A 20,558-nucleotide genomic window follows, 5' to 3' on the forward strand; every position below is an offset into this window, starting at 1 on the left:
GTCACGCGGGGTCACCGCGAAAGCCCCAAAAAATAGGCCGACGCACCATCCTAGCGGATCCTTCCTGAACTCACGAAAAACTACCTCTGTAGAATAACGAGAATGACTCTGCAGCGCCGCCTCACCCCGGGCCTCCTCGCGGTGCTCTCCTTCCTCGCATCGATCGGTCCATTCGCGACCGACATGTATCTCGCGGCGTTTACCGACATCGCCCGTGAACTCGGCGCCCCTGCATCCTCGGTCCAGCTCACGCTCACCGCGTTTTTGGTGGGGATGGGTGTCGGGCAGCTGATCCTCGGCCCACTTTCGGATCAAGTGGGCCGCCGCCCAGTGCTCGTGATCTCACTCAGCGTCTTCGCTCTCGCGAGCGTTCTCATGGTGTTCAGCCCCAACATTGGGGTCTTCATTGCGTTGCGCGCGGTACAGGGGATCGCGGGTGCGGCCGGGGTGGTCGTGTCGCGGGCGATCGCGGTGGATCTCACCGAGGGTGCGGCCGCGATCCGCGCCATCAGTCTCATCGCCATGTTCGTGGGCCTCGGGCCACTCCTCGCTCCCCCGATCGGCGGCGCGATCTTGCAGATTGGTGATTGGCACGCGGTGCTCGCAGCCCTCGCGGGCATGGCCGTGCTGATGTGTGTGCTCGCGGCGGTCTTTGTACCGGAATCGCTCCCGCCCGCGGCCCGCCGAGATGCGGGGCTGCGCGCTGCGGTCGGCAATTTCGGCCTGCTGTTACGGAACAGTGAGTTCGTGCTACTCATCTGCGTTTTCGGCCTGGGGTTTGGCAGCATGATGGCCTACATTTCGGCGTCCCCGTTCGTGGGTCAGGTGATCCTGGGCATGTCGCCCCTTATCTACTCGCTCGCCTTCGCTGCGGGTGCGCTCGCGATGATCCTGTCGAACTCGATCAACGCGAGGCTCGCCGGAAAGGTACCGCCTGAGCGCATGCTGCTGCTCGGCACCTGCCTCGGGTTCGTGGCGGGGATCGCGCTCACGGTGTTCGCCGCAACCGACACGCTCACGATCCCGGCGTTCATCGCGTGCGCATTCACGCTCACCGGGGGCACCGGCCTCGTGATGTCGAACGCGAGTGCGCTTGCGCTGTCATTTGCAGGGCGCGCTCGCGGCGCAGGATCGGCGCTTCTCGGTGCCGCGCAATTCAGTGTCGGCGGCCTCGCGTCTCCCCTCGTTGGCGCGTGGGGAGAGCACACCGCGATGCCGATGGCAGTATTCGTTGTCACCGCCACGGGCCTCGCGACACTCGGCGCGATCCGCTACGCGCTGAGGTAGTTGCCCCTCAGTTCGGCGCGGATCCTGACCTCAGCGCTTCACTAAGAACACCGATTCGACTGAGAACACCCCCCATTGCGGTAATTGGGGTGTTCTCAGTGAAATCGGTGCCGCAGGTAAACATCGGTCCGCGGATCGGCGGCCGGGCCAGCAAGGACCTGCCTATACGCCCAACTCGATGTTGGCGCCGGGGATCGCGGCCAGCAGGTTCTTCGTGTACTGCTGCTGCGGGTTCTCGAACACCTCGTTGGTGGTCGCCTGCTCCACGATCCGGCCCTGCTGCATCACACACACGCGGTCGGCGATCAGCCGCACCACCGCGAGATCGTGAGTGATGAAGAGGTAGGTGAGGCCCAGCTCACGCTGCAACTCGGCGAGCAGATCCAGGATCTGCGCCTGCACGAGCACGTCGAGCGCCGAGACCGCCTCATCCAGCACGAGGATGTCGGGCTTGAGCGCGAGACCGCGGGCGACCGCGACACGCTGCCGCTGTCCGCCGGAAAGCTCGTTCGGGTAGCGGGTTGCGAGATCCCGCGGCAGCGAGACCTGATCCAGTAACTCCATCACGCGCGCCTTGCGGCTTGCCCGGTCGCCGACGTTGTGGATATTCAGCGGCTCCATGATGGTGTTGCCGATGTTCGTCAGCGGATCGAGCGAGCCGTAGGGGTCTTGGAACACGGGCTGCAGCGTACGCCGCAGATCGAAGAGCCTACGACCGGAGATCCCCTTCATGTCGTTGCCCGCGATTCGGATCGAGCCGCTCGTGGGTTTCTCGAGCTGCAAGAGCATCTTCGCGATCGTCGATTTCCCCGAGCCAGATTCACCCACCAGCGCCATCGTTTCACCGCGGTTCACGGTAAAGGTCGCATCCGTCACCGCGTGGAAATCTTCAGACGCGAAGCTTCCCTTGCGGATCTTGTAGACCTTGCCGAGGCCTTCAACCTCGATCATCGGCTCACCCTGAGCAACCTCGCGCGTGCCCGTCTTCGCCAGCGCGGAGACGTCGAAGGAGTCCGTCGGCGCGGCGGGCAGCGCCGCGCCCGCACCGATTCTCCGCGAAGCCAGGCTGGGAGCCGCAGCAACAAGGCGTTTGGTGTACGGGTGCTGCGGATGCTGCAGGATCTCCCGGCTGGGGCCCGATTCCACAATATTGCCCTTGTACATGACAATCAGCTTCTCGGCACGCTCCGCGGCGAGTCCGAGATCGTGGGTGATGAAGACCACGGCAGTGCCAAGCTCGCTCGTCATTTTCGCGAGGTGATCGAGCACCACACGCTGCACCGTCACGTCGAGCGCCGAGGTTGGCTCGTCGGCGATGAGCAGCTGTGGGTCAGCCGCCAATCCGATACCGATAAGTGCGCGCTGTTTCATGCCGCCTGAGAACTGGTGCGGGAACTGCTTCATCCGCTTCTCGGCGTCTTGCAGGCCAGCCTGCTGCAGCACCTCGATGGCCCGCTCACGCACGGCCTTGCGTCCGGTCGCGAGCCCGTTTGCGCGGATCGCTTCTTCGACCTGGAACCCGATAGACCACACCGGGTTCAGATTCGACATCGGGTCCTGAGGCACCAAACCAATCTCGCGACCGCGAATCGTCTCCATGTCGCGACGGTGGATCCCGACAAGCTCGCGACCATTCCAATTCACCGAGCCCTCGGTGATGCGACCGGTCCCGGGAAGCAGATTGATGACCGCGTGCATCGTTGTCGACTTGCCGGATCCTGACTCTCCCACGATCGCGACGGTCTCGCCCGGGTAGACGTCAAAACTGACCCCTTGCAGCACCTCGTTCATCGACTTGCCAACTTTGAATGCGACCTTCAGGTCGCGCACGCTCAGTACTGGCTGTTGCTCGCTCATCGCTGCGCCCTCGCCTTCGGATCGAGTGCGTCACGCAGGAGCTCGCCAAGCAAAATGAAGGCGAGCACCGTCAGCGTCAGCGCGATGGACGGGTAGATCAGATTTTCTGGTGCGGTTCTCAAATCCGACTGGGCCGCACTAATGTCGTTGCCCCAGCTGATGAACTCGGGGGTCGGGAGTCCCACACCCAAGAATGACAGTACCGCTTCGGCTACGATCGACGCGGCAAGCGAGAGGGTAGAAACGACGATCATCGGCGCCATTGAGTTCGGCAAAACGTGTCGCCACAGGTTCTTCCAGGGCCCAAGACCCTGCGCGGTGGAAGCGGTCACGAAGTCCGCTGGGCGTACGCGAAGCACCTCCGCGCGAAGCACGCGCGCGCTTGATGCCCAGGCGAAAATGCCGATTGCGAGCGAAATCACCCAGATGTTGCGGTATTCCTTAAACACGCCCATGACAATCACCGCGGCGAGGATGTAGGGGATCGAAAAGAAAATGTCACCGATGCGTGAGAGCAACGCATCGACCCAGCTGCCAAAGTAACCCGCGATCGCACCCATGAGGGTCCCGACAACAAAAACGATAAGCGTCGAGATGAGTCCGACAGACAGCGAGGTTCCCGTGCCGTGCACGATACGAGAGTAAACGTCGCAGCCCTGCTTCGTAAATCCGAGCGGGTGTCCTGCTGCGGGCCCCGTGTTGCTCAGCGCGAGGTCACACATACGCGGATCCACCTGCGTGAAGATGCCCGGCACCAGTGCCGCCGCAAGCACAAAGAGCAGCAGCGTCAGGGAGATGTAAAACATCGGTCGCTTGCGGATATCCCGCCAAGCATCGATCCACAGGCCGGACCTGCGCTCATTGAGCTGCGGCACGTCCACGGCGGCGGTAAAGGTATTTTCATCAAACGCAGCGACAAAGTGCTCGTTGCGCGGAGGCATGTTCTCAGGCATATCGAATCCTTGGGTCGAGCACCGCGTAGAGCAGGTCAATGAAGAGATTGACGAAGAGGTAAATAAGCACCATCACCGTCACGAAGGAGACCACGGTCGAGTTTTCACCCAGCCGAATAGCTTTGAAGAGCGTGTTGCCGACACCGGGGACATTAAAGATCGCCTCGGTCACGGTCGCTCCCACCATCAGCACACCGAAGTTGGTCGCCGTGTTGGTGATGGTCGGGATCAGCGAGTTCCGCAGCACGTGAACCGGGATGATCCGATTGCGGCTGAGCCCCTTCGCGTATGCAGTGCGCACGAAGTCCTGATTGAGGGTGTCGATGACCGAGGCGCGCGTCAGACGCATACTCGTCGCATACAGGGAAACACCCAGAACGATCGCGGGCAGAATCAGGTCCTGGATCGGTGCGCCCGGACCGACGGTAGTCCGGAAGAAGCCCCACTTAATGCTCAGGAAGTACTGCGCGATAAACGCGATCACGAAGATCGGCACGCTCATCATGACCAGGCCGATGATGAGGCTGACGTTGTCAAACAGTTTGCCCTTCCGCAGTCCGGAAATGAGGCCGATGGTGACCGCAAGGACCAACTCAATCACAATCGCCATGAGCGCGAGCTGGATCGTCACCGGGAAGGTTCGAGCGAGTACATCGGTCACCTGCTGCCCCGAGAAGGTGATCCCGAGATCCCCGGTGAAGATTCCGCCGAGGTACAGGAAATACTGCACGATGAATGGCTTGTCGAGGTTGTACTGCCGGCTAATTTCCTCGAGCACCGCTTGGCTCGGGGTCTTGTCCCCGAACAGGGCAAGGATCGGGTCTCCTGGCATCGAGAAGACCATGAAATAGATCAGGAAGGTGGTCCCGAGCAATACGGGAATGACCTGGAGGATGCGGAAGAGGATGTATCTCAGCATTCGCCGCTCCTCGGCTCAGTGGTGATAAGCATGAAGCGTATTCTCTCGCAATTCTTGACACATACGAAACTCAAACACCAATGTTCGTGTCTCATGAGGTTGGGGATCGCGCAGACGGCGCTGCCGCTGAACGACGTTCAGGCCCCGGATCAGGTATCCGGGGCCTGAACAAAGGGGTGTTACTTCTTGGTGATCTCGTAGTAGAGCGGCACCGAGTTCCAACCGATGGTTACGTTGTCGACGCTCTCAGAGTAGCCGGAGACAGCGTTCTGGTACCAAAGCGGGATCGCAGGGAGATCCTTGAACAGGATCGCCTCTGCAGCGTGGAACTTCTCGTTCGCAGCATCAATGCCCGGTGCCGCGAGGCCCTCCTCGAGCAGCGCATCGACCTCGGGGTTCGAGTAGTCGCCATCGTTCGCGGATGCGCCGGTCTTGTAGAGCGGCAGCAGGAAGTTGCTGAGGCCCGGGTAATCGCCCTGCCACCCTGAGCGGAAGGCGGTGGTGATGGAGCGATCGGTGATCGACTGGCGGAAGTCACCAAAGAGCGGGTTCGGTGCGCCGGAGGCGTCGATCCCGAGCGTGTTCTTGATATCGTTCGAGACGGCATCAGCCCATGCCTGGTGACCACCGTCGGCGTTGTAGCCGATCTGGAACTTACCGCTCCACGGGGAGATGGCGTCGGCCTGTGCCCACAGTTCCTTCGCGCGCTCCGGGTCGTACTTCACGACATCGTTGCCGGGAAGCTTTTCGTCGTACCCGTTGATGACCGGTGATGACCAGTCAACGGCCGGCGTGCGGGTGTCGCTGAAGATCTTGTCGGTAATCTGCGGACGGTTGATCGACAGCGAGATCGCTTCGCGGCGCAACTGTCCCTCTTCGCCGGAGAAGTGCTCAAGGCGCTCGGGGATCGTGAACGACTGGAAAACTGCGGCGGGCTGGTTGATCCAGCGGTCACCGAGGTCTTCCTTATACTTCGCATATGCCGCATCGGGGATCATGTCGAGCACGTCGAGGTTGCCGCCGAGCAGGTCAGCGTAGGCTGCGTCGAGAGAATCGTAGAAGATGATCGAGAGACCAGCGTTCTGTACTTCGCGACCTCCCTTGTAATCCTCATTCTTCAGCATCTCGATCTTGACCTTGTGCGTCCAGCCGTCGTCGGCGACCTTGTAGGGGCCGTTGCCGATCGGGTTCTGGCCGAAGTCGTCGGTCACGTTGCCATCGGCGTCAAACGCCGACTTGGGGAGCGGGTAGAACGAGGAGTAGCCGAGCTGCAGCGGGAAGTCCGACTGCGCGCTCTTCAAGGTCACCTCGAAGGTGGTCTCGTCGATCACCTTCAGACCGGTGAGATCCGAGTCCTTCTCGCCGTCGAAGCCGACGATGTTTTCAAACCAGGAGGAGTTGAGGCGACCGTTTGAGAACTTGGCGGCATCCTTCCAAGCGTTCACGAACGAGTCGGAATCGACCGGGTCACCGTTCGTGAACTTCTGGCCGGGCTTGAGCTTGATCGTGTACACCGTTGAATCAGTTGTCTCGACGGACTCAGCCGCGTCGAGCACCGGGTTGCCCTTGGCGTCGTAGTAGTACAGCCCCGAGAACATTGCGTCGAGAATACGACCGCCGCCGACCTCGTTGATGTCACTGGGAATCAGACCCTTTTCGGGCTCCGAGCCGTTCACCGTGATGATGCCAGCGGCGTCGCCTCCCTTGGTATCGTCACCGCTCGAAGAGCAGCCAGACAGCACAAGTGCGCTTGCGGCCGCCAGGGCGATAACGCCCAGACCTATCCGTGATCGCTTCACAGGTTTTCCTCCTTGGTATCTCCGTCTTGCAGCAGATGTAAACTGCGGAGAGTTCGGGGAGAATGCGCAACAAATTGCACTCAGGTGCCCCCACCTCACACGCGATCTGCACACAAAACGGATCGTGATTTGCCTCTCAAGCCTATATCTCCGCGCAGGCGCGACCTCTCGAGCCGCATGCGTCGTGATGCAGTCGTGACCGACTATTGAGGAACCCTCAGTTGAGCGCGATGTTTCTGTCACTTCTTTGTCTTGTTCCAATATTCCCTGGATACCTACAGTCTGTATATTGAGCTTACGGATTCATGAAAGCACGCTCCCCTTCCCACCGTTCGGGCGTTACGCTGAAACAGTGACGCCACCATCATCGACCACCGGCGCTCCCGAGCTGCGCTCTGGCATCCGCACCAGGCTTCGTTGGGAGATCGGGATCGTCCTCGCGCTCTCCTTCGGCGCTTCCGCGGTCTATGCCATCGTCGCGATTGTCGAACGCCTCACGCGCGAAGCTGCACTCGCAACGCAGACGGCAACGATCAACCGACCGCTCTCCGAACGCCCCACCTTCGATCTCGTGAACCAGCTGCTCGGTTTCGCCTTCGGCCTCGCACCCGTGCTATTGGTGGGCTTTCTGCTCTGGAATTCGCATCGTCCACACCTCGGAAGACTGGGCCTCGGCGCGCATCGCAACGGCCCGCGCCTGTGGTGGCTGCGCGAAAGCGGCGGCGGCGTTCTTCTTGCGGCCCTCATCGGCATCCCCGGCATCGGTTTCTACCTCTTTGCGAAATCGATCGGGATCAATGCGACCGTCGTACCCGCCGCGCTCGACACGCACTGGTGGACGGTGCCCGTGCTGATCCTGCTGGCCCTCCGCGCGGCGCTCAGCGAAGAGCTCATCGTGGTGGCGTACCTCTTCGACCGGCTCAAGCGCCTCGGTGTCGGCCCGGTGGCCACCGTCGCCACAAGCGCGCTGCTCCGCGGCAGCTACCACCTCTATCAGGGGTTCGGCGGCTTCATCGGCAACGTCGTCATGGGCCTCGTTTTCGGGTGGGCCTATCACCGGTACGGGCGCAGCCTCCCCTCATCGTGGCCCACTGGATCCTCGACATCGTCAGTTTCGTGGGCTACGCCCTCGCCGTCGCGCTCTGGCCAGCGCTCTTCGGCCCACCAAGCAGCTGACCACCGAGAATTCGCGCCGCTACGCCTCGCCCCGCAGCGCCCGGGCAAGCTGCCGACGCTGCGCCTGCTTCGACGGGTCGGGAACAGGCAGCGAGGCGAGCAGACGCTGGGTGTAGGGCACCTGCGGGTTACCAAGCACCTCAGCGGCTGACCCACTCTCAACAAGCTCACCGTGGTAGAGCACCCCGATCCGATCCGCCAGCGCGTCAACCACGGCAAGGTCGTGAGTGATAAACAGTGATGCGAATCCCAGCTCGGACTGCAACTCGGCGAAGAGTTCTAGTACCTTCGCCTGCACCGAAACATCGAGCGCTGAGGTCGGCTCGTCGGCAATCAACAGCTTCGGATCAAGCGCGAGCCCACGCGCGAGCGAGGCCCGCTGCCGCTGCCCGCCCGAGAGCTCGTGCGGGAACCGATCCCCGTACGCCTTTGGCAATTGCACGGCCTCAAGCAGTTCATCCACCCGCGGCCGGGCCGCAGCCGCATCGCCGGCGAGCTTGTGTACGATGAGCGGCTCAGCGACGTTCTCCGCGATGGTGAGCAGGGGGTTGAAGCTTGACGCCGGATCCTGGAAGACGAAACCTATGTCACGCCTCGCAGCTCGGAAGTTGCGTTCCTTGAACCCCACCATCTCGTGCCCGAGGACCCGCAGCGAACCGCCGGTCGCCTGCGTCAGCCCGGCGATTGCGCGCCCAATCGTCGATTTGCCGGATCCTGACTCACCGACCAGCCCATAGACTTCGCCGTCTGCAATTTCAAAGCTGACCCCGCGTACGGCTTTGAAGCCAGGTCTGCCGAGGCGCCCAGGATATTGAATCTCCAGGTTAGTTGCGAGCACCGGGGCGGCAACCGAAGTTTCAGCAGCGACCGCGCCGCGATCCCGCACCCGCATGCTGCCGCCGCCCAGTCGCAACACCGCGCCCAACAGTTGCTTGGTGTAGGCCTCGCGCGGGTGCGCAAACAGCTCGTCAACGGGGGCCCGCTCGACAACCTCACCTTGATACATGACGGCAACGTCGTCGGCGAGATCCGCCACCACCCCCATATTGTGGGTGATGAGCAGGATCGCCGTGCCAAACTCATCACGGAGCTTGCGCAACAGATCGAGGATCTCCGCCTGTACGGTGACGTCAAGCGCCGTTGTCGGTTCGTCGGCGATGATCAACCCGGGTTCAAGCGCCAGAGCCATCGCGATCATGACGCGTTGCTTCTGCCCGCCCGAGAGCTGGTGCGGGTAGTAGTCGACACGCTCGCTTGGCTCCGGCATACCCACACGCTCGAGCATCTCAATCGCGCGAGCGCGCGCGTCTTTCTTCGACAGCTTGCCGTGGGCACGCAGCCCCTCGGCAATCTGCCAGCCCACAGTGAACACCGGGTTCAGCGCCGTCGAGGCTTCCTGAAACACCATCGCGGCGTCACGCCCACGCACCTGGCGCATCTGCTCACCGGTGAGGCGCAAAACGTTGTTCTCTCCGCTCCCGTCGCGAGTGGAAAGCACCACCGCGCCGGAGGAGACAGCAGTCTCCGGCAGCAGGCCAAGTACCGTGCGAGCGGTCACAGTCTTGCCCGATCCCGATTCACCGACCACCGCAAGCACACGGCCCGGTTCAACCGCGAGCGTCACACCATCGACAGCCTTTACCGGGCCACGGTCGGTCGCAAACGTCACCTGCAGATTCTGAATATCGAGGATATTCTTCATCGCGCATCCCCTTCGCGTGTAGCGGGTGCAGTGGGGGCCGCCGACGCTATGGCCTCAGCTGCCACCCCAACCGCATTATCTGAAACCTTGCCCGAACCAGCCTTCGCCCGCCTCCGACTGCGCAGACGCGGGTCAGAAAGATCATTCAGGCTCTCGCCTGTCAGCGTGAGACCCGTCACGACCAGCACGATCGCAATGCCGGGCCACAGGCTCGTCCACCAGACGCCGTTTGTGACGTCGGCGATCGCCTTGTTGAGGTCGTATCCCCACTCGGCAGCCGAGTTCGGTTCGATGCCGAAGCCAAGAAAGCCAAGACCCGCAAGCGTCAGGATCGCCTCCGAAGCGTTCAGCGTAAACACGAGAGGCAGGGACCGCGTCGAGTTGCGCATCACATGCCGGAACATGATGCGGGCATTGCTCGCACCAACGACCCGCGCCGATTCGACGAACGCCTCAGACTTCACGCGGATCACCTCCGAGCGCACCACACGGAGGTACTGCGGAATGAACACGACAGTGATGGACAGTGAGGCCGCCCAGATCCCGCCCCACATGCTCGACTGCCCACCTGAGATCACGATTGAGAGCACAATCGCGAGCAGCAGCGACGGAAAGGCGTAGATCGCGTCGGCCAGCATGACGAGCACACGATCGAGCCAGCCGCCAACGTAGCCCGAGAGCAGTCCGAGGAACGAACCAAGAAAAATCGAGCTCGCAACAGCAATTGCGATCACGAGAAACGCGGTTCGTGCGCCCCAAATCACGCGCGAGAGCACATCGTATCCGGCGGTAGTCGTGCCGAAGGGGTGAGCCAGGGACGGCTGCTGTAGGGACCCAAAATCCCCGTCCGGTCCGGAGAGCGCAGAAAAGCTGTAGGGAGCGAGCAGCGGAGCAAAGAGCGCCGTGATCACGAAAACTGACACGAGAATCAGGCCGACGATCAACATCCCGCGTTGCAGTCCGATGCTCTGCCGCAGCTGCTTGATCAGCGGCCAGGCATGCCAGCCGCGCTCCACGCGCGGCGCAGTAAGAAGTGCCTCGGTTGTCATGTCAGTACCTCACTCGCGGGTCGATCAGCGCGGCAAGAATGTCGACGATGAAGTTGCTCAGCGCTACGATCACCGCGAGCAAGGCGACGATGCCCTGCACCGCGACAAAGTCTCGCGCCCTCAGGTAATAGGCCAGTTCGAAACCGAGGCCTTTCCATTCAAAGGTCGTCTCCGTCAACACTGCGCCCGCGAGCAGCAGCGCAATCTGCATCCCGATCACGGTAATGATCGGGATCAGCGCCGGTCGATACGCGTGTTTGGTGGTCAACCGGAACTCGCTCACTCCGCGGGAGCGACCAGAGTCGATGTATTCTCGGCCGAGCGTGCCAATCATGTTCGTGCGAACAAGCCGAAGAAACACACCGGCGGTCATCATGCCGAGCGTGAGCGCCGGCAGGATCGCGTGCAAGAGCACATCGCCGACATTGGCCATGTTGCCGGTGCGGAACGCATCGATCAGGTAAAAGCCGGAGGGGTCAGGCAGCGTCTGGATCTGCAACTCGGTTGAAATAGAAGCGCGCCCCGAAACCGGCAGCCATCCGAGCCAAATCCCAAAGATCAGTTTCATGATCAGGCCGGAGAAGAACACCGGGGTGGCGTAGGTGAAGATCGCGAATACGCGCAGGATGGCATCGGGCCCACGATCCCGGTAATACGCGGCGAGCATGCCGAGCGGGATCCCGACCACCAGCGCCACAATGAGTGTGAAGACCGCAAGTTCAAGGGTTGCGGCACCAAAGGTGAGCAGCACTTCACTGACAGGACGGCGATCGCTGAAGGTCACACCGAAGTTGCCGGTGAATATCTGCCCAAGATATTCGAGATACTGCACGATAAGCGGGCGATCATAGCCCGCTTCAGCGACTCGCTTGGCAAGTTCGGCCGCCGGGAGCCGGTCCCCCACCGCAGCCGTGATCGGGTTGCCCATGGTGCGCATGAGCAAAAAGACCATTGTCACCAGAATGAACACGGTCGGGATTATGAGCAGGGCACGCCACAGAATGAAACGCCCAAGGCCCCCGCCGCGCTGCCTCGCAATCGCGGCTGGCGTCGTCGTGGTGTCAGTGATGACCATATACGTGCTCCGTCAGGAAATGAAGAAATGGGAGAGCAGGCGAACGTGTCTCCACGTCCGCCTGCTCATCACGTTACTACTTGGTGATCAGCCCGAAACGGAGCTTGAATGAAGCGTCAAGTGTGACGCCTTCTACACCGTCGACCGCAACCGCGACCTGCGCGCCCTGCAGCATCGGGAGCGTGGAGAGCTCCACCGCAAGCTTGTCCTGAATTTCTTCCAGGAGCTTCGCCCGCTCGGCGTCATCGCTCGTGATTCGCTGCTGATCGATCAGCGCCGTAATTTCAGGGTTCTCATAACGGTTCTCCAGGAAGTTGCCCGGTGAGAAGAACGGCGTCAGGTAGTTGTCCGGATCCGAGTAGTCGGGGAACCAGCCGAGCTGGTGCACCGGGTAAATGTCTTCTACGCGGTCCTTCGTGAACTGACCCCACTCGGTCGACTGCAGGTCAACCTCGAACAGACCGTCAGTCTCAAGCTGTGACTTGATCTGTGCGTACTCCTCAGCCGTGGCCGCACCGTAGCGCTCACCCGCATACTGCAACGGGAACTTCACCGGGGTTGCGATCCCCGCAGCTGCGAGGCGCTCCTTCGCACGCTTGGCATCGGGGCCACCCTTGCCATCACCGTAGAGGCCCTCAAGCGCGGTATTTGCGCCGAGCAGGCCCTCTGGGATGAAGGAGTAGAGCGGGGTGTAGGTGCCCTTGAAGACCTGCGTCGAGATCTTCTCGCGGTCGATGAGATCAGCGATGGCCTGGCGAACCGCGAGAGCCTTTGCCGGATCAGCGTCAGCGGTGGTCGCACCGAATGGCATCGAGTTGAAGTTGAAGACGAGGTAGCGGATCTCGCCGCCCGGTCCCTTGATAACCTGCAGGCCATCGGTCTTCTCAAACTTCTCGACGTCGGTTGCCGAGAGGCTGCGAAATGCAACGTCGACGGCCTTGGTTTCGATTGCCTGGCTCAGGTTCGACTCGGTCGCGAAGTACTTCTGGTTGACCGACTCAGACTTCGCGGTACCCCAGAGGCCCTGGTAGTCCTTGAACGCCGAGTACGCGATGAGGTTTCCCTTGTCGTACTTGGTGATCGAGTAGGGCCCGGCGAAGGGATTTGCCTTCACGATGTCATCGTCGCTCGCGACTTTGTCGGCCGGGAACGAATCCTCGTCAACGATCGGACCAACCGGGCTCGAAAGCACCTGCGGGAAGGTTTGGTCGTTCTCAGCCAGCAGATTGAAGACCACGGTCAAGTCATCGGGTGCTTCAACGCTTTCGAGGTTCGCGAGCAAGCTCGACGGTCCGTTGGGATCCGCAATAGCGATCTGGCGGTCGAAACTGAACTTCACGTCGGAGCTGGTCAAATCGTTGCCGTTCGCAAACGTCAGCCCTTCCTTCAGTTTCACCGTGTACTGCGTGGGCGAAGTAAACTCTGCCGACTCCGCAATGTCTGGTGCCACGGTGGATTCACCGACCGGGTTGCTCATCAGGAACGGGTATACGTTGATCATGACCTGATACGAACCGTTGTCGTAGGCGCCGGCCGGATCCAGGGAGGTGACGACCTCGGTGGTACCAATCGTGACAGCGTCACCGGTTGCACCACCACCGCCCTCGTTTCCGCCTGATGCGCAGCCCGAGAGCACTAATGCTCCCGCACCCATCACTGCGACTGTTTGCAGTATTTTCTTCATTGAGTTCCTCCCAGTCGTTTGTGTTACACGATGCCGTCCGACAACGCGCAGCCACTCTCTTGAGAGTACCGAAGCGAGACATTTCAACCTAAAAATGTCAATTTCGTGACATTTTTGTAATAGAAACTGCGCCAATTCTCTATGATTCTTGACACTTCGGAGCCCGATCGCTGCACCATTGCCACAATCGTTCAGTCCCGCGTGACGGGCACACGACCCAAAAGCTAGCTAGGCCGCGGGCCGAATCGTCTTTACCCAGGCGTCAGTGAGACCCCAGATCTCGTCGAAAAGCTCAGGGGCTGCTTTGCAGGAACCCGCGGGCTTGCGCACCTTGAACGTGCCGTCTTCAAGGCGGGTCGCACCCCACTCCTGCCGCATCGCGGCGCAAGAATCAGGGAAAGAATCCAGCAGACTCGAGGTGAGCACCAAGTTGGCACCATCGGGAATGTTGAAGCTCGTTGAGCCAAACTTCTGCGAGAGCTCAGAAGTCACGCCCCAGGGGACAATCGGCAGCGGGTTCGTAGCGCCAACCTCAACCTGGGGAATCGCAGGGGTCGTCTCCACCGGCTTTGACGTCTCGGGCTTCGACGTGGTCGTCGGTTTCGATGAGGTGTTCGTTTGAGGGGCCGGATCCGCTGTGGGCTTTGCGGTTGTGTCGTCGCCTCGGGCCAGGTTCAATACCAGGATCGCCCCAACCAGCGCCAGAACGGCAACCATGCCGACAACGATCCACGGCTTTGCCTTATCGATCCTGTCACTTGGCTGCGGCTTGGTCGCCAGCTGGCTGGTGCGCACCCGCTCCGCCTGCTCGTAGGCAAGACGGTCGCGCGCTGATACCGGCGCTGGCTCATCTGATTGCTCTGGAGCCGGACCGAACAGTTCCTCAAGTGGATCTCTAGTCACCGTCCCACCCTAACCATTTCGCGCGGTTTTACACGCATTCGGCACGAATTTCTCAGGTATTTGAGTATTCAGCGTATTCCCCTCGGCTACTGTTCCGACTCGGTTGCAGCATTCAACGCACCGCCATGTTCGGCACGAAACACATGAACGAGCGCGTTGGCGTGGCCGTGCCCCATGCCGCGATTCTTGAGAAATGCGACCTGTTCCATATGAGCCTCCCCCGCGTGTGGGCGCAGCTGGGCGATCCACTCATCGATTGTCATCCCGTATTTCGCTTCGATCGACGGAAAATACGATTTCGGACCCTTGATCTGTTCACTCATCACCGTTGCTCCCTCGCTGCCCGGTACCTGCTTTTGGGTAAGTCTGTCACAGTCAGCTCACCGCCGCATTTGAAGCCTATGATGCGACCGCACGACCTTCGCTAGCAGACTCACACACTATGAATGTGGGGCAGCTTCTGCTGCAGCACTGCCGAATTCCCGGGGTCGCCGTGCAGTTCCACATGCAGTCGCTCCATGCGAGTATCAAGTTCGGCCGCGGTCTCGGCGGCGTCTTTCAACTCACCGATGAGAGCGTCGGGCACCTGGCGTTCGTACTTGTAGTAGATCTTGTGTTCAAGCGACGCCCAAAAGTCCATCGCAATGGTCCGAAACTGCACTTCAACAGGCACATCGACCCGGCCGGTTGAAAGGTACACGGGAATCGAAAGGATCGCGTGCAGGCTCTTATAGCCGTTGGCTTTTGGCTCGGCAATGAAGTCTTCGACCTCAAGCACCGTAATGTCGTCCTGCTGCGTGAGCAGACTGAACAGGCGATAGACGTCTCGGATAAACGCGCAGGTCACCCGAATTCCCGCGATGTCGTGAATCTCACGCCGGATCACATCGAACTCGCTACTCACGCCGCGGCGACCGAGCTTGTCGACGAGGCTGTCGACCGATTTCACCCGGCTCGAGACATGCTCAATCGGGTTGTACTCGTGCATGTGCAGGAACTCTTCTTGCAGGATCGCAAGCTTGGTTTCGATCTCTTGCATCGCGAATCGATACTCGAGCAAAAACCGTTGCATCTGATCGCCAAGCGTACGCAGGGCGCTTGCAGAAATAGTGATCTCGTCGTTCGTGGCGGGATTGCTCATGCGGCCAGCGTAGCCAGGGAGCTTACGAGGCAGCTGTGATTCACGGGAAACTACCCGAGGCCAGCGATCAGGCTGATAATCGTCGCAATGATCCCGGCCCCAAACAGGTAGCCGAGCATCGTCTGCGATATCACGATGCGGCGGATCCCGCCCCGCGTCACCGCGGTGTCCCCCACTCCGTAGGACACTCCAAGCACCACCGAAAAGTAGACGAAGTCTGAATACTGCGGATCCTCCTCTTGATTGAAGTTGATCCCGCCCGCGCCGTTCAGGTAGTACTCCTTCGCGTAGCGAAGCATGTAGTCGGTCTGAATCAGCGCCCACGAAGAGATCACACTGAGCGCGGCGATTCCCGCATCGATGTACACGTCAATCCCGCTCAGGCGCCGGGAGTGCACCACAACGGCGGCGACAGCACCCAGACTGGTGAGGCTGCCCACAATCGCCAGGATCTGCGCGGTACGGCGGCCCGGATCCTCAAGGATCGCATGCTCGCGGGTCGCTTTCGCATCGAGGGGCCACACCTGGATCAGGGTCCACACGGTGCTGATGATTGCGAGCGTGCCCCAGCCCGCGAGCATCCCCGCTGCCCCGCCCAACAGCGTTCCCACGGTGATCCCCACCGCGGTTCCCGCGGCGATCGCAACAGACCACCGCAGCCTCACCTGCGCCTGCACTGGCAACTTGCTCATACCGGGATCGTAGCGTGAGGCGGTGGCTTTCGGGTTGCGCGCGATCCCGGACTCGCAGCCGCCTAGCCTAGGGTGAGCAGCAGGGCGATCCAATCCGCCCTCGATCTGAGGATCATCTCATGCCCAGCACCGCCGCTCGCGACTCACTATCGGAAGCCCCAACACCAGAAATCCGCGCCCCACACGCGCCACCCCGATCCGCGGGGCCAGGGCTCCTGGGGATGTTCGCCTCGTCCTCGATGGAAAATGAGCGCCGGATCCCGATCCACCCCGAACACCTCGACCGAATCAGCCCGGCACTCAGATCCCGGTTCGTTGTCGAGCACGGCTACGGCGCAGACTTCGGACTCACCGATGAGCGCCTGGCTTCGCTCGTGGGGCGGGTCACCTCGCGTCAGGAAGTGATCGACAGCGCGGACACGATCCTGCTCCCAAAACCGCAGCACGAGGAGGTGCGGGCGCTGCGAGACGGGCAGACCCTGTGGGGGTGGCCACACTGCGTGCAGGACCGAGAAGTGACCGATATCGCGATCGAAAAGCGTCTGACCCTGATCGCGTTTGAAGCGATGAACCACTGGACAAGCTCCGGCAGTTTTGGGCTGCACGTCTTTCACAAAAATAACGAACTCGCCGGCTACTGCTCCGTGCTACACGCGCTGCAACTCACGGGGTCGACCGGCGACTACGGGCGGCGTCTCAGCGCGGCCGTAATCGGTTTCGGGGCGACGGCCCGCGGCGCAGTGACCGCACTGAACGCGCTCGGGATCCACGATGTGGTTGTGCTCACCCACCGAGAGATCGCTGCGGTGGGATCCCCATCCCCTCCGCTCACATGATGCAGATAGAACCACCTGAGCCTTCGGTGGCACCCGGGTCTGGCCTGCGACCCCGACAAGCGCGGGATCTGGCGCAGCGCGAGGTGCTCACCGACGACGGCCCCGTCGCCCTCGCCCCGTACCTCGCGGGCCACGACATCGTGGTGAACTGCACGCTGCAGGATCCGGACGAACCGCTGATGTTCTTGAACGATGGGGATCTCGAACGGTTCCGACCGGGAAGCCTCCTCATTGACGTGTCGTGCGACGAAGGCATGGGTTTTTCGTTTGCGCGGCCGACCACCTTCGATGACCCGATGATCCAATTGCGCAACGGCGTGAGTTACTACGGCGGGGACCACAGTCCCTCGTACCTCTGGAACGCCACAAGCTGGGAGGTCAGTGAGGCGCTGCTCCCCTTCATCGAGGTGGTGCTTGACGGTGCGTCTGCGTGGGGAAGGAATCCGTCAATTGCGCGCGCCATCGAGATCCGGGGCGGGATAATTGTGAACGAGGCGATCACACGCTTTCAGGGGAGGTAGCTTGCGGGGTTTGGCGGCGGCCGACCGATGCGGTCTGCATGCCGAGCATGACACCCTGCAACCGAGATCCGCGAGACACGGGCAGACTAGAGGCATGGACGATCTGCGTGTGCCACCCGGGCCCGGTGCCCCGCACGGGATCACCGTGCCCGCGGCAGAGCTCACGGAACAGTTTTCGCGTTCATCCGGTCCCGGCGGGCAGGGGGTCAACACCACCGACTCGCGCGTGCAGCTCAGCCTCGACCTCGCCGCGACCTCCGCGCTCGACGACGCTCAGCGTGCGCTCGCCCTTGCGGCACTTGCGAGCAGACTGAACGGCAACGTGTTGGCCATCTCCGCATCCGAAGAGCGCAGTCAACGCCAAAACCGAATCCTGGCACGGGAGCGCCTCGCGGAGCTGTTGCGCGAGGCCGTGATCCCGCACCTCGAACGACGCCCCACCAAGCCGAGCAGAGGCGCAAAGCGACGGCGCCTCGATGCGAAAAAGCGGCGCGGCGAGGTCAAGCAGCAGCGTCAGCGTCCGCGATCAGATTAGGCCCGGGGATGGGGGCTGCCCCGGGGTGACGAGCGTCTCCAAAACTGACGAGTGTCTCCCAAACCCGCACAGGTTTACCCGAGGATAAGGGGGACGCTCGTCAGCTTGGGGGACGCTCGTGGCACCGCACACACGGGTCGGGGCGGAGACGGGGATCCCCGCCAAAACCACTAGACGTTGAAGCGCCACTCGCACACGTCGCCGTCCTGCATGACGTACTCTTTGCCCTCCATGCGAGCCTTGCCCTTGGCACGCGCCTCGGCAACCGAACCGCACTCGACCAGATCCTCGAAGGAGATGATCTCGCCCTTAATGAAGCCCTTTTCAAAGTCGGTGTGGATCGCGCCGGCGGCCTGCGGGGCAGTCGCGCCCTTCGGGATCGTCCACGCGCGCGCTTCCTTCGGCCCGGCGGTGAGGTACGTCTGCAGGCCGAGCGTGTCAAAGCCGACACGAGCGAGCTGATCCAGGCCGCTTTCCTCTTGACCAATGGAGGCCAGCAACTCGGCGGCGTCGGCCTCGTCGAGCTCAATCAATTCGCTCTCGAGCTTTGCGTCCAGGAAGATCGCCTTCGCCGGGGCAACCAGAGCAGCGAGCTCGTCGAGCTTCGCCTGATCCTGCAGCACTCCCTCATCAACGTTGAAGACGTACAGGAACGGCTTTGCGGTGAGCAAGCCGAGCTCGCGAATCGGCTCGATATCGACGCCCGCAAGCGACAGCAGCTTGCCGTCGTTGAGTGCTGCCTGCGCGGCCTGCGCGGCCGTCACCACGCTCGCGTCGATCTTCTTCGACTTCAGTTCCTTCTCGAACCGCGGCAGCGCCTTCTCGACGGTCTGCAGGTCGGCGAGAATCAGCTCGGTGTTGATCGTCTCCATGTCGCTTGCGGGGTTCACACCGCCGTCGACGTGGATCACGTCGGGATCGGTGAAGCCGCGCACGACCTGCGCGATCGCGTCAGCCTCGCGGATGTTCGCGAGGAACTGGTTACCGAGACCCTCCCCCTCACTCGCACCGCGCACAATTCCCGCGATGTCAACGAAGCTGACGGGCGCCGGCAACAGCCGCTCGGATCCGAAAATCTCAGCAAGCTTGTTCAGCCGCGGGTCGGGAAGGTTCACCACCCCAATGTTCGGCTCAATCGTCGCGAACGGATAGTTCGCCGCGAGCGCGTCGTTTGAGGTCAACGCGTTGAACAGCGTCGACTTACCTACGTTGGGGAGACCTACGATACCTATTGTTAGAGCCACGAGGCACCAGTCTACGCGGCTTGCGCTCGGTTATCCGACTCCGCGCGTCACACCGCGGGCGGCCAGACCCCGATAATCACCGCCATCACCAGCACCGTCACAAGCTCGTGCGCGATATTCATGATGGTCAGCGCGGCCGGGCGCCCCTCGAAGGCGTCGTGGGTGATGAAGCGCGACGCGGTGAATCCTGCCCACAGGATCACTCCGGTGAGCAGAGTGCCGACGAGGAAGGATCCGCCGTAAAACTCGAACGCGATCCAGCTGGCCCCGGCAAGCACCCAGGCCGAAATGAAGCTCACAATAACGGTGACCAGGATCGGCCCCACCGCTGATTTGCCGCTCGGATCGACCTTCGCGAGCCGCATCCAGGTTTTTCCGAACACCTTTGGCGTGTACCAGACTGTACCGACGAGCATCGTCGAGAGTGTCGCGAGCAGCACCGCCCAATAGTTAATTTCAGGAATCATGGTGTCCTCCTTGACTCGTGACTGCGCGTGTGCGCTTTTCACTATCATCCCACCAATGTCGGATGCATGTGCCAGGATCGTTGTGTGCCCGTCGACTTCACCGCTCTGGATTTTGAGACCGCCAACAGCCACCCGTCTTCTGCTTGCTCGGTGGGGCTGGTGCGCGTTCGCGGCGGGATCGTGGTGGATCGCGCATATTGGCTCATCAGCCCGCCTACCGCGCACGCCCAGTTCTTGCCGTTCAATATTAAGATTCACGGCATCACACCGGAGATGGTCGCGGATGCGCTGAGCTGGGAGGAGCAACTCGGCGATCTGACGTCGTTCATCGGTGACGATATCGCCGTCGCGCACAATGCGAGTTTCGACATGGGCGTGATCAAGGCCGCCTGCGCTGAGACCGTCACCCCCACGCCGCGTCTCAAATATCTGTGCAGCGTGCAGGTGTCACGAAAAACCTATGAGATCCCCTCGCATCGCCTCCCGCTGGCTGCGGAAGCCGCGGGCTTTGGCGAGTTTGCACACCACGATGCGCTCGCTGATGCTGAGGCGTGCGCCGCGATCATCAGCGATGCCGCCCGCAGGCATGAGGTTCAAGATTTGCTATCGCTTGCCAAGAAGACTGGGCTGCGCGTGCAGCAGCTGAAGGCGATACCGCTGAAGTTGTAATTCGGGGTCCAGGATCCCCGCAAACCGTCAATGTCCGAGGCTGCTCGTA

Annotated in this window: 17 protein-coding genes and 2 pseudogenes; 5 read left to right on the plus strand and 14 right to left on the minus strand. The window is 61.6% G+C overall.

Annotated elements, in window-relative coordinates:
- Positions 1–102 precede the first annotated feature (102 nt).
- Positions 103–1,287 (plus strand): multidrug effflux MFS transporter, encoded by a 1,185-nt coding sequence (locus G7067_RS13295; RefSeq protein WP_166325313.1) that lies wholly within the window; start codon positions 103–105, stop codon positions 1,285–1,287.
- Between the two features lie 162 nt (positions 1,288–1,449).
- On the opposite strand, the gene G7067_RS13300 is transcribed toward G7067_RS13295, so the two are convergent.
- The 4 genes from G7067_RS13300 to G7067_RS13315 all read right to left on the minus strand — a co-directional run bounded on the left by G7067_RS13300 (position 1,450) and on the right by G7067_RS13315 (position 6,815).
- Positions 1,450–3,144, minus strand: coding sequence for a dipeptide ABC transporter ATP-binding protein (locus tag G7067_RS13300; protein ID WP_166325316.1), 1,695 nt, complete (start codon positions 3,142–3,144; stop codon positions 1,450–1,452).
- Complete coding sequence (locus tag G7067_RS13305) at positions 3,141–4,097, minus strand: ABC transporter permease (RefSeq protein ID WP_166325319.1); 957 nt, start codon at positions 4,095–4,097, stop codon at positions 3,141–3,143. Before G7067_RS13305 ends, G7067_RS13300 begins: the two co-directional genes overlap by 4 nt.
- The gene (locus G7067_RS13310) at positions 4,090–5,016 is read right to left on the minus strand and encodes an ABC transporter permease (RefSeq protein ID WP_166325322.1); all 927 of its coding nucleotides are present in this window, start codon (positions 5,014–5,016) and stop codon (positions 4,090–4,092) included. Before G7067_RS13310 ends, G7067_RS13305 begins: the two co-directional genes overlap by 8 nt.
- A gap of 179 nt (positions 5,017–5,195) precedes the next feature.
- Positions 5,196–6,815: a peptide ABC transporter substrate-binding protein gene (locus tag G7067_RS13315; RefSeq protein WP_166325325.1), complete on the minus strand. Its 1,620-nt coding sequence runs from the start codon at positions 6,813–6,815 to the stop codon at positions 5,196–5,198.
- Between the two features lie 352 nt (positions 6,816–7,167).
- On the opposite strand from G7067_RS13315, the pseudogene G7067_RS13320 reads away from it, so the two are divergent.
- A pseudogene (locus tag G7067_RS13320) lies at positions 7,168–7,991 on the plus strand (CPBP family intramembrane glutamic endopeptidase).
- Between the two features lie 19 nt (positions 7,992–8,010).
- Here G7067_RS13320 and G7067_RS13325 read toward each other — a convergent pair.
- From G7067_RS13325 to G7067_RS13360, 8 genes are all read right to left on the minus strand, one after another.
- Positions 8,011–9,693, minus strand: a complete 1,683-nt coding sequence (locus G7067_RS13325) for a dipeptide ABC transporter ATP-binding protein (protein ID WP_166325328.1) — start codon at positions 9,691–9,693, stop codon at positions 8,011–8,013.
- Positions 9,690–10,742 carry an ABC transporter permease gene (locus G7067_RS13330; protein ID WP_166325331.1) on the minus strand — a complete coding sequence of 351 codons (1,053 nt, stop codon included), beginning with the start codon at positions 10,740–10,742 and terminating at the stop codon, positions 9,690–9,692. Before G7067_RS13330 ends, G7067_RS13325 begins: the two co-directional genes overlap by 4 nt.
- 1 nt (position 10,743) lies before the next feature.
- Positions 10,744–11,817: an ABC transporter permease gene (locus tag G7067_RS13335; protein ID WP_166325334.1), complete on the minus strand. Its 1,074-nt coding sequence runs from the start codon at positions 11,815–11,817 to the stop codon at positions 10,744–10,746.
- Positions 11,818–11,893: 76 nt separating this feature from the next.
- On the minus strand, positions 11,894–13,501 hold the full coding sequence (locus G7067_RS13340; RefSeq protein WP_166325337.1) for an ABC transporter substrate-binding protein: 1,608 nt from the start codon (positions 13,499–13,501) through the stop codon (positions 11,894–11,896).
- 228 nt (positions 13,502–13,729) lie between these two features.
- Positions 13,730–14,404: a hypothetical protein gene (locus G7067_RS13345; protein ID WP_244301133.1), complete on the minus strand. Its 675-nt coding sequence runs from the start codon at positions 14,402–14,404 to the stop codon at positions 13,730–13,732.
- An 86-nt stretch (positions 14,405–14,490) separates the two neighbouring features.
- Complete coding sequence (locus tag G7067_RS13350; RefSeq protein WP_166325340.1) at positions 14,491–14,727, minus strand: DUF4287 domain-containing protein; 237 nt, start codon at positions 14,725–14,727, stop codon at positions 14,491–14,493.
- Positions 14,728–14,837: 110 nt separating this feature from the next.
- Positions 14,838–15,545 (minus strand): GTP pyrophosphokinase, encoded by a 708-nt coding sequence (locus G7067_RS13355; RefSeq protein ID WP_166325343.1) that lies wholly within the window; start codon positions 15,543–15,545, stop codon positions 14,838–14,840.
- Between the two features lie 50 nt (positions 15,546–15,595).
- Entirely contained in the window at positions 15,596–16,237 is a 642-nt protein-coding gene (locus G7067_RS13360; protein WP_166325346.1) for a DUF1345 domain-containing protein, read from the minus strand.
- 221 nt (positions 16,238–16,458) lie between these two features.
- Here G7067_RS13360 and G7067_RS13365 point away from each other — a divergent pair.
- Together G7067_RS13365 and arfB are read left to right on the plus strand one after the other, a co-directional pair.
- Positions 16,459–17,594, plus strand: a pseudogene (locus G7067_RS13365) (N(5)-(carboxyethyl)ornithine synthase).
- A 94-nt stretch (positions 17,595–17,688) separates the two neighbouring features.
- A complete protein-coding gene (arfB, locus tag G7067_RS13370) occupies positions 17,689–18,129 on the plus strand; it encodes an alternative ribosome rescue aminoacyl-tRNA hydrolase ArfB (RefSeq protein ID WP_166325349.1) in 441 nt (146 codons plus the stop codon).
- A gap of 170 nt (positions 18,130–18,299) precedes the next feature.
- Here arfB and ychF read toward each other — a convergent pair whose 3' ends face one another.
- Together ychF and G7067_RS13380 are read right to left on the minus strand one after the other, a co-directional pair.
- Positions 18,300–19,373 (minus strand): redox-regulated ATPase YchF, encoded by a 1,074-nt coding sequence (gene ychF, locus G7067_RS13375; RefSeq protein WP_166325352.1) that lies wholly within the window; start codon positions 19,371–19,373, stop codon positions 18,300–18,302.
- Positions 19,374–19,420: 47 nt separating this feature from the next.
- The gene (locus tag G7067_RS13380) at positions 19,421–19,840 is read right to left on the minus strand and encodes a DUF1761 domain-containing protein (protein WP_166325355.1); all 420 of its coding nucleotides are present in this window, start codon (positions 19,838–19,840) and stop codon (positions 19,421–19,423) included.
- A gap of 84 nt (positions 19,841–19,924) precedes the next feature.
- Here G7067_RS13380 and G7067_RS13385 point away from each other — a divergent pair, with 84 nt between their 5' ends.
- Positions 19,925–20,509 (plus strand): 3'-5' exonuclease, encoded by a 585-nt coding sequence (locus G7067_RS13385; protein WP_166325358.1) that lies wholly within the window; start codon positions 19,925–19,927, stop codon positions 20,507–20,509.
- Positions 20,510–20,558: the final 49 nt, after the last annotated feature.

The organism is Leucobacter insecticola (assembly GCF_011382965.1).
Taxonomy (GTDB): Bacteria; Actinomycetota; Actinomycetes; order Actinomycetales; family Microbacteriaceae; genus Leucobacter; species Leucobacter insecticola.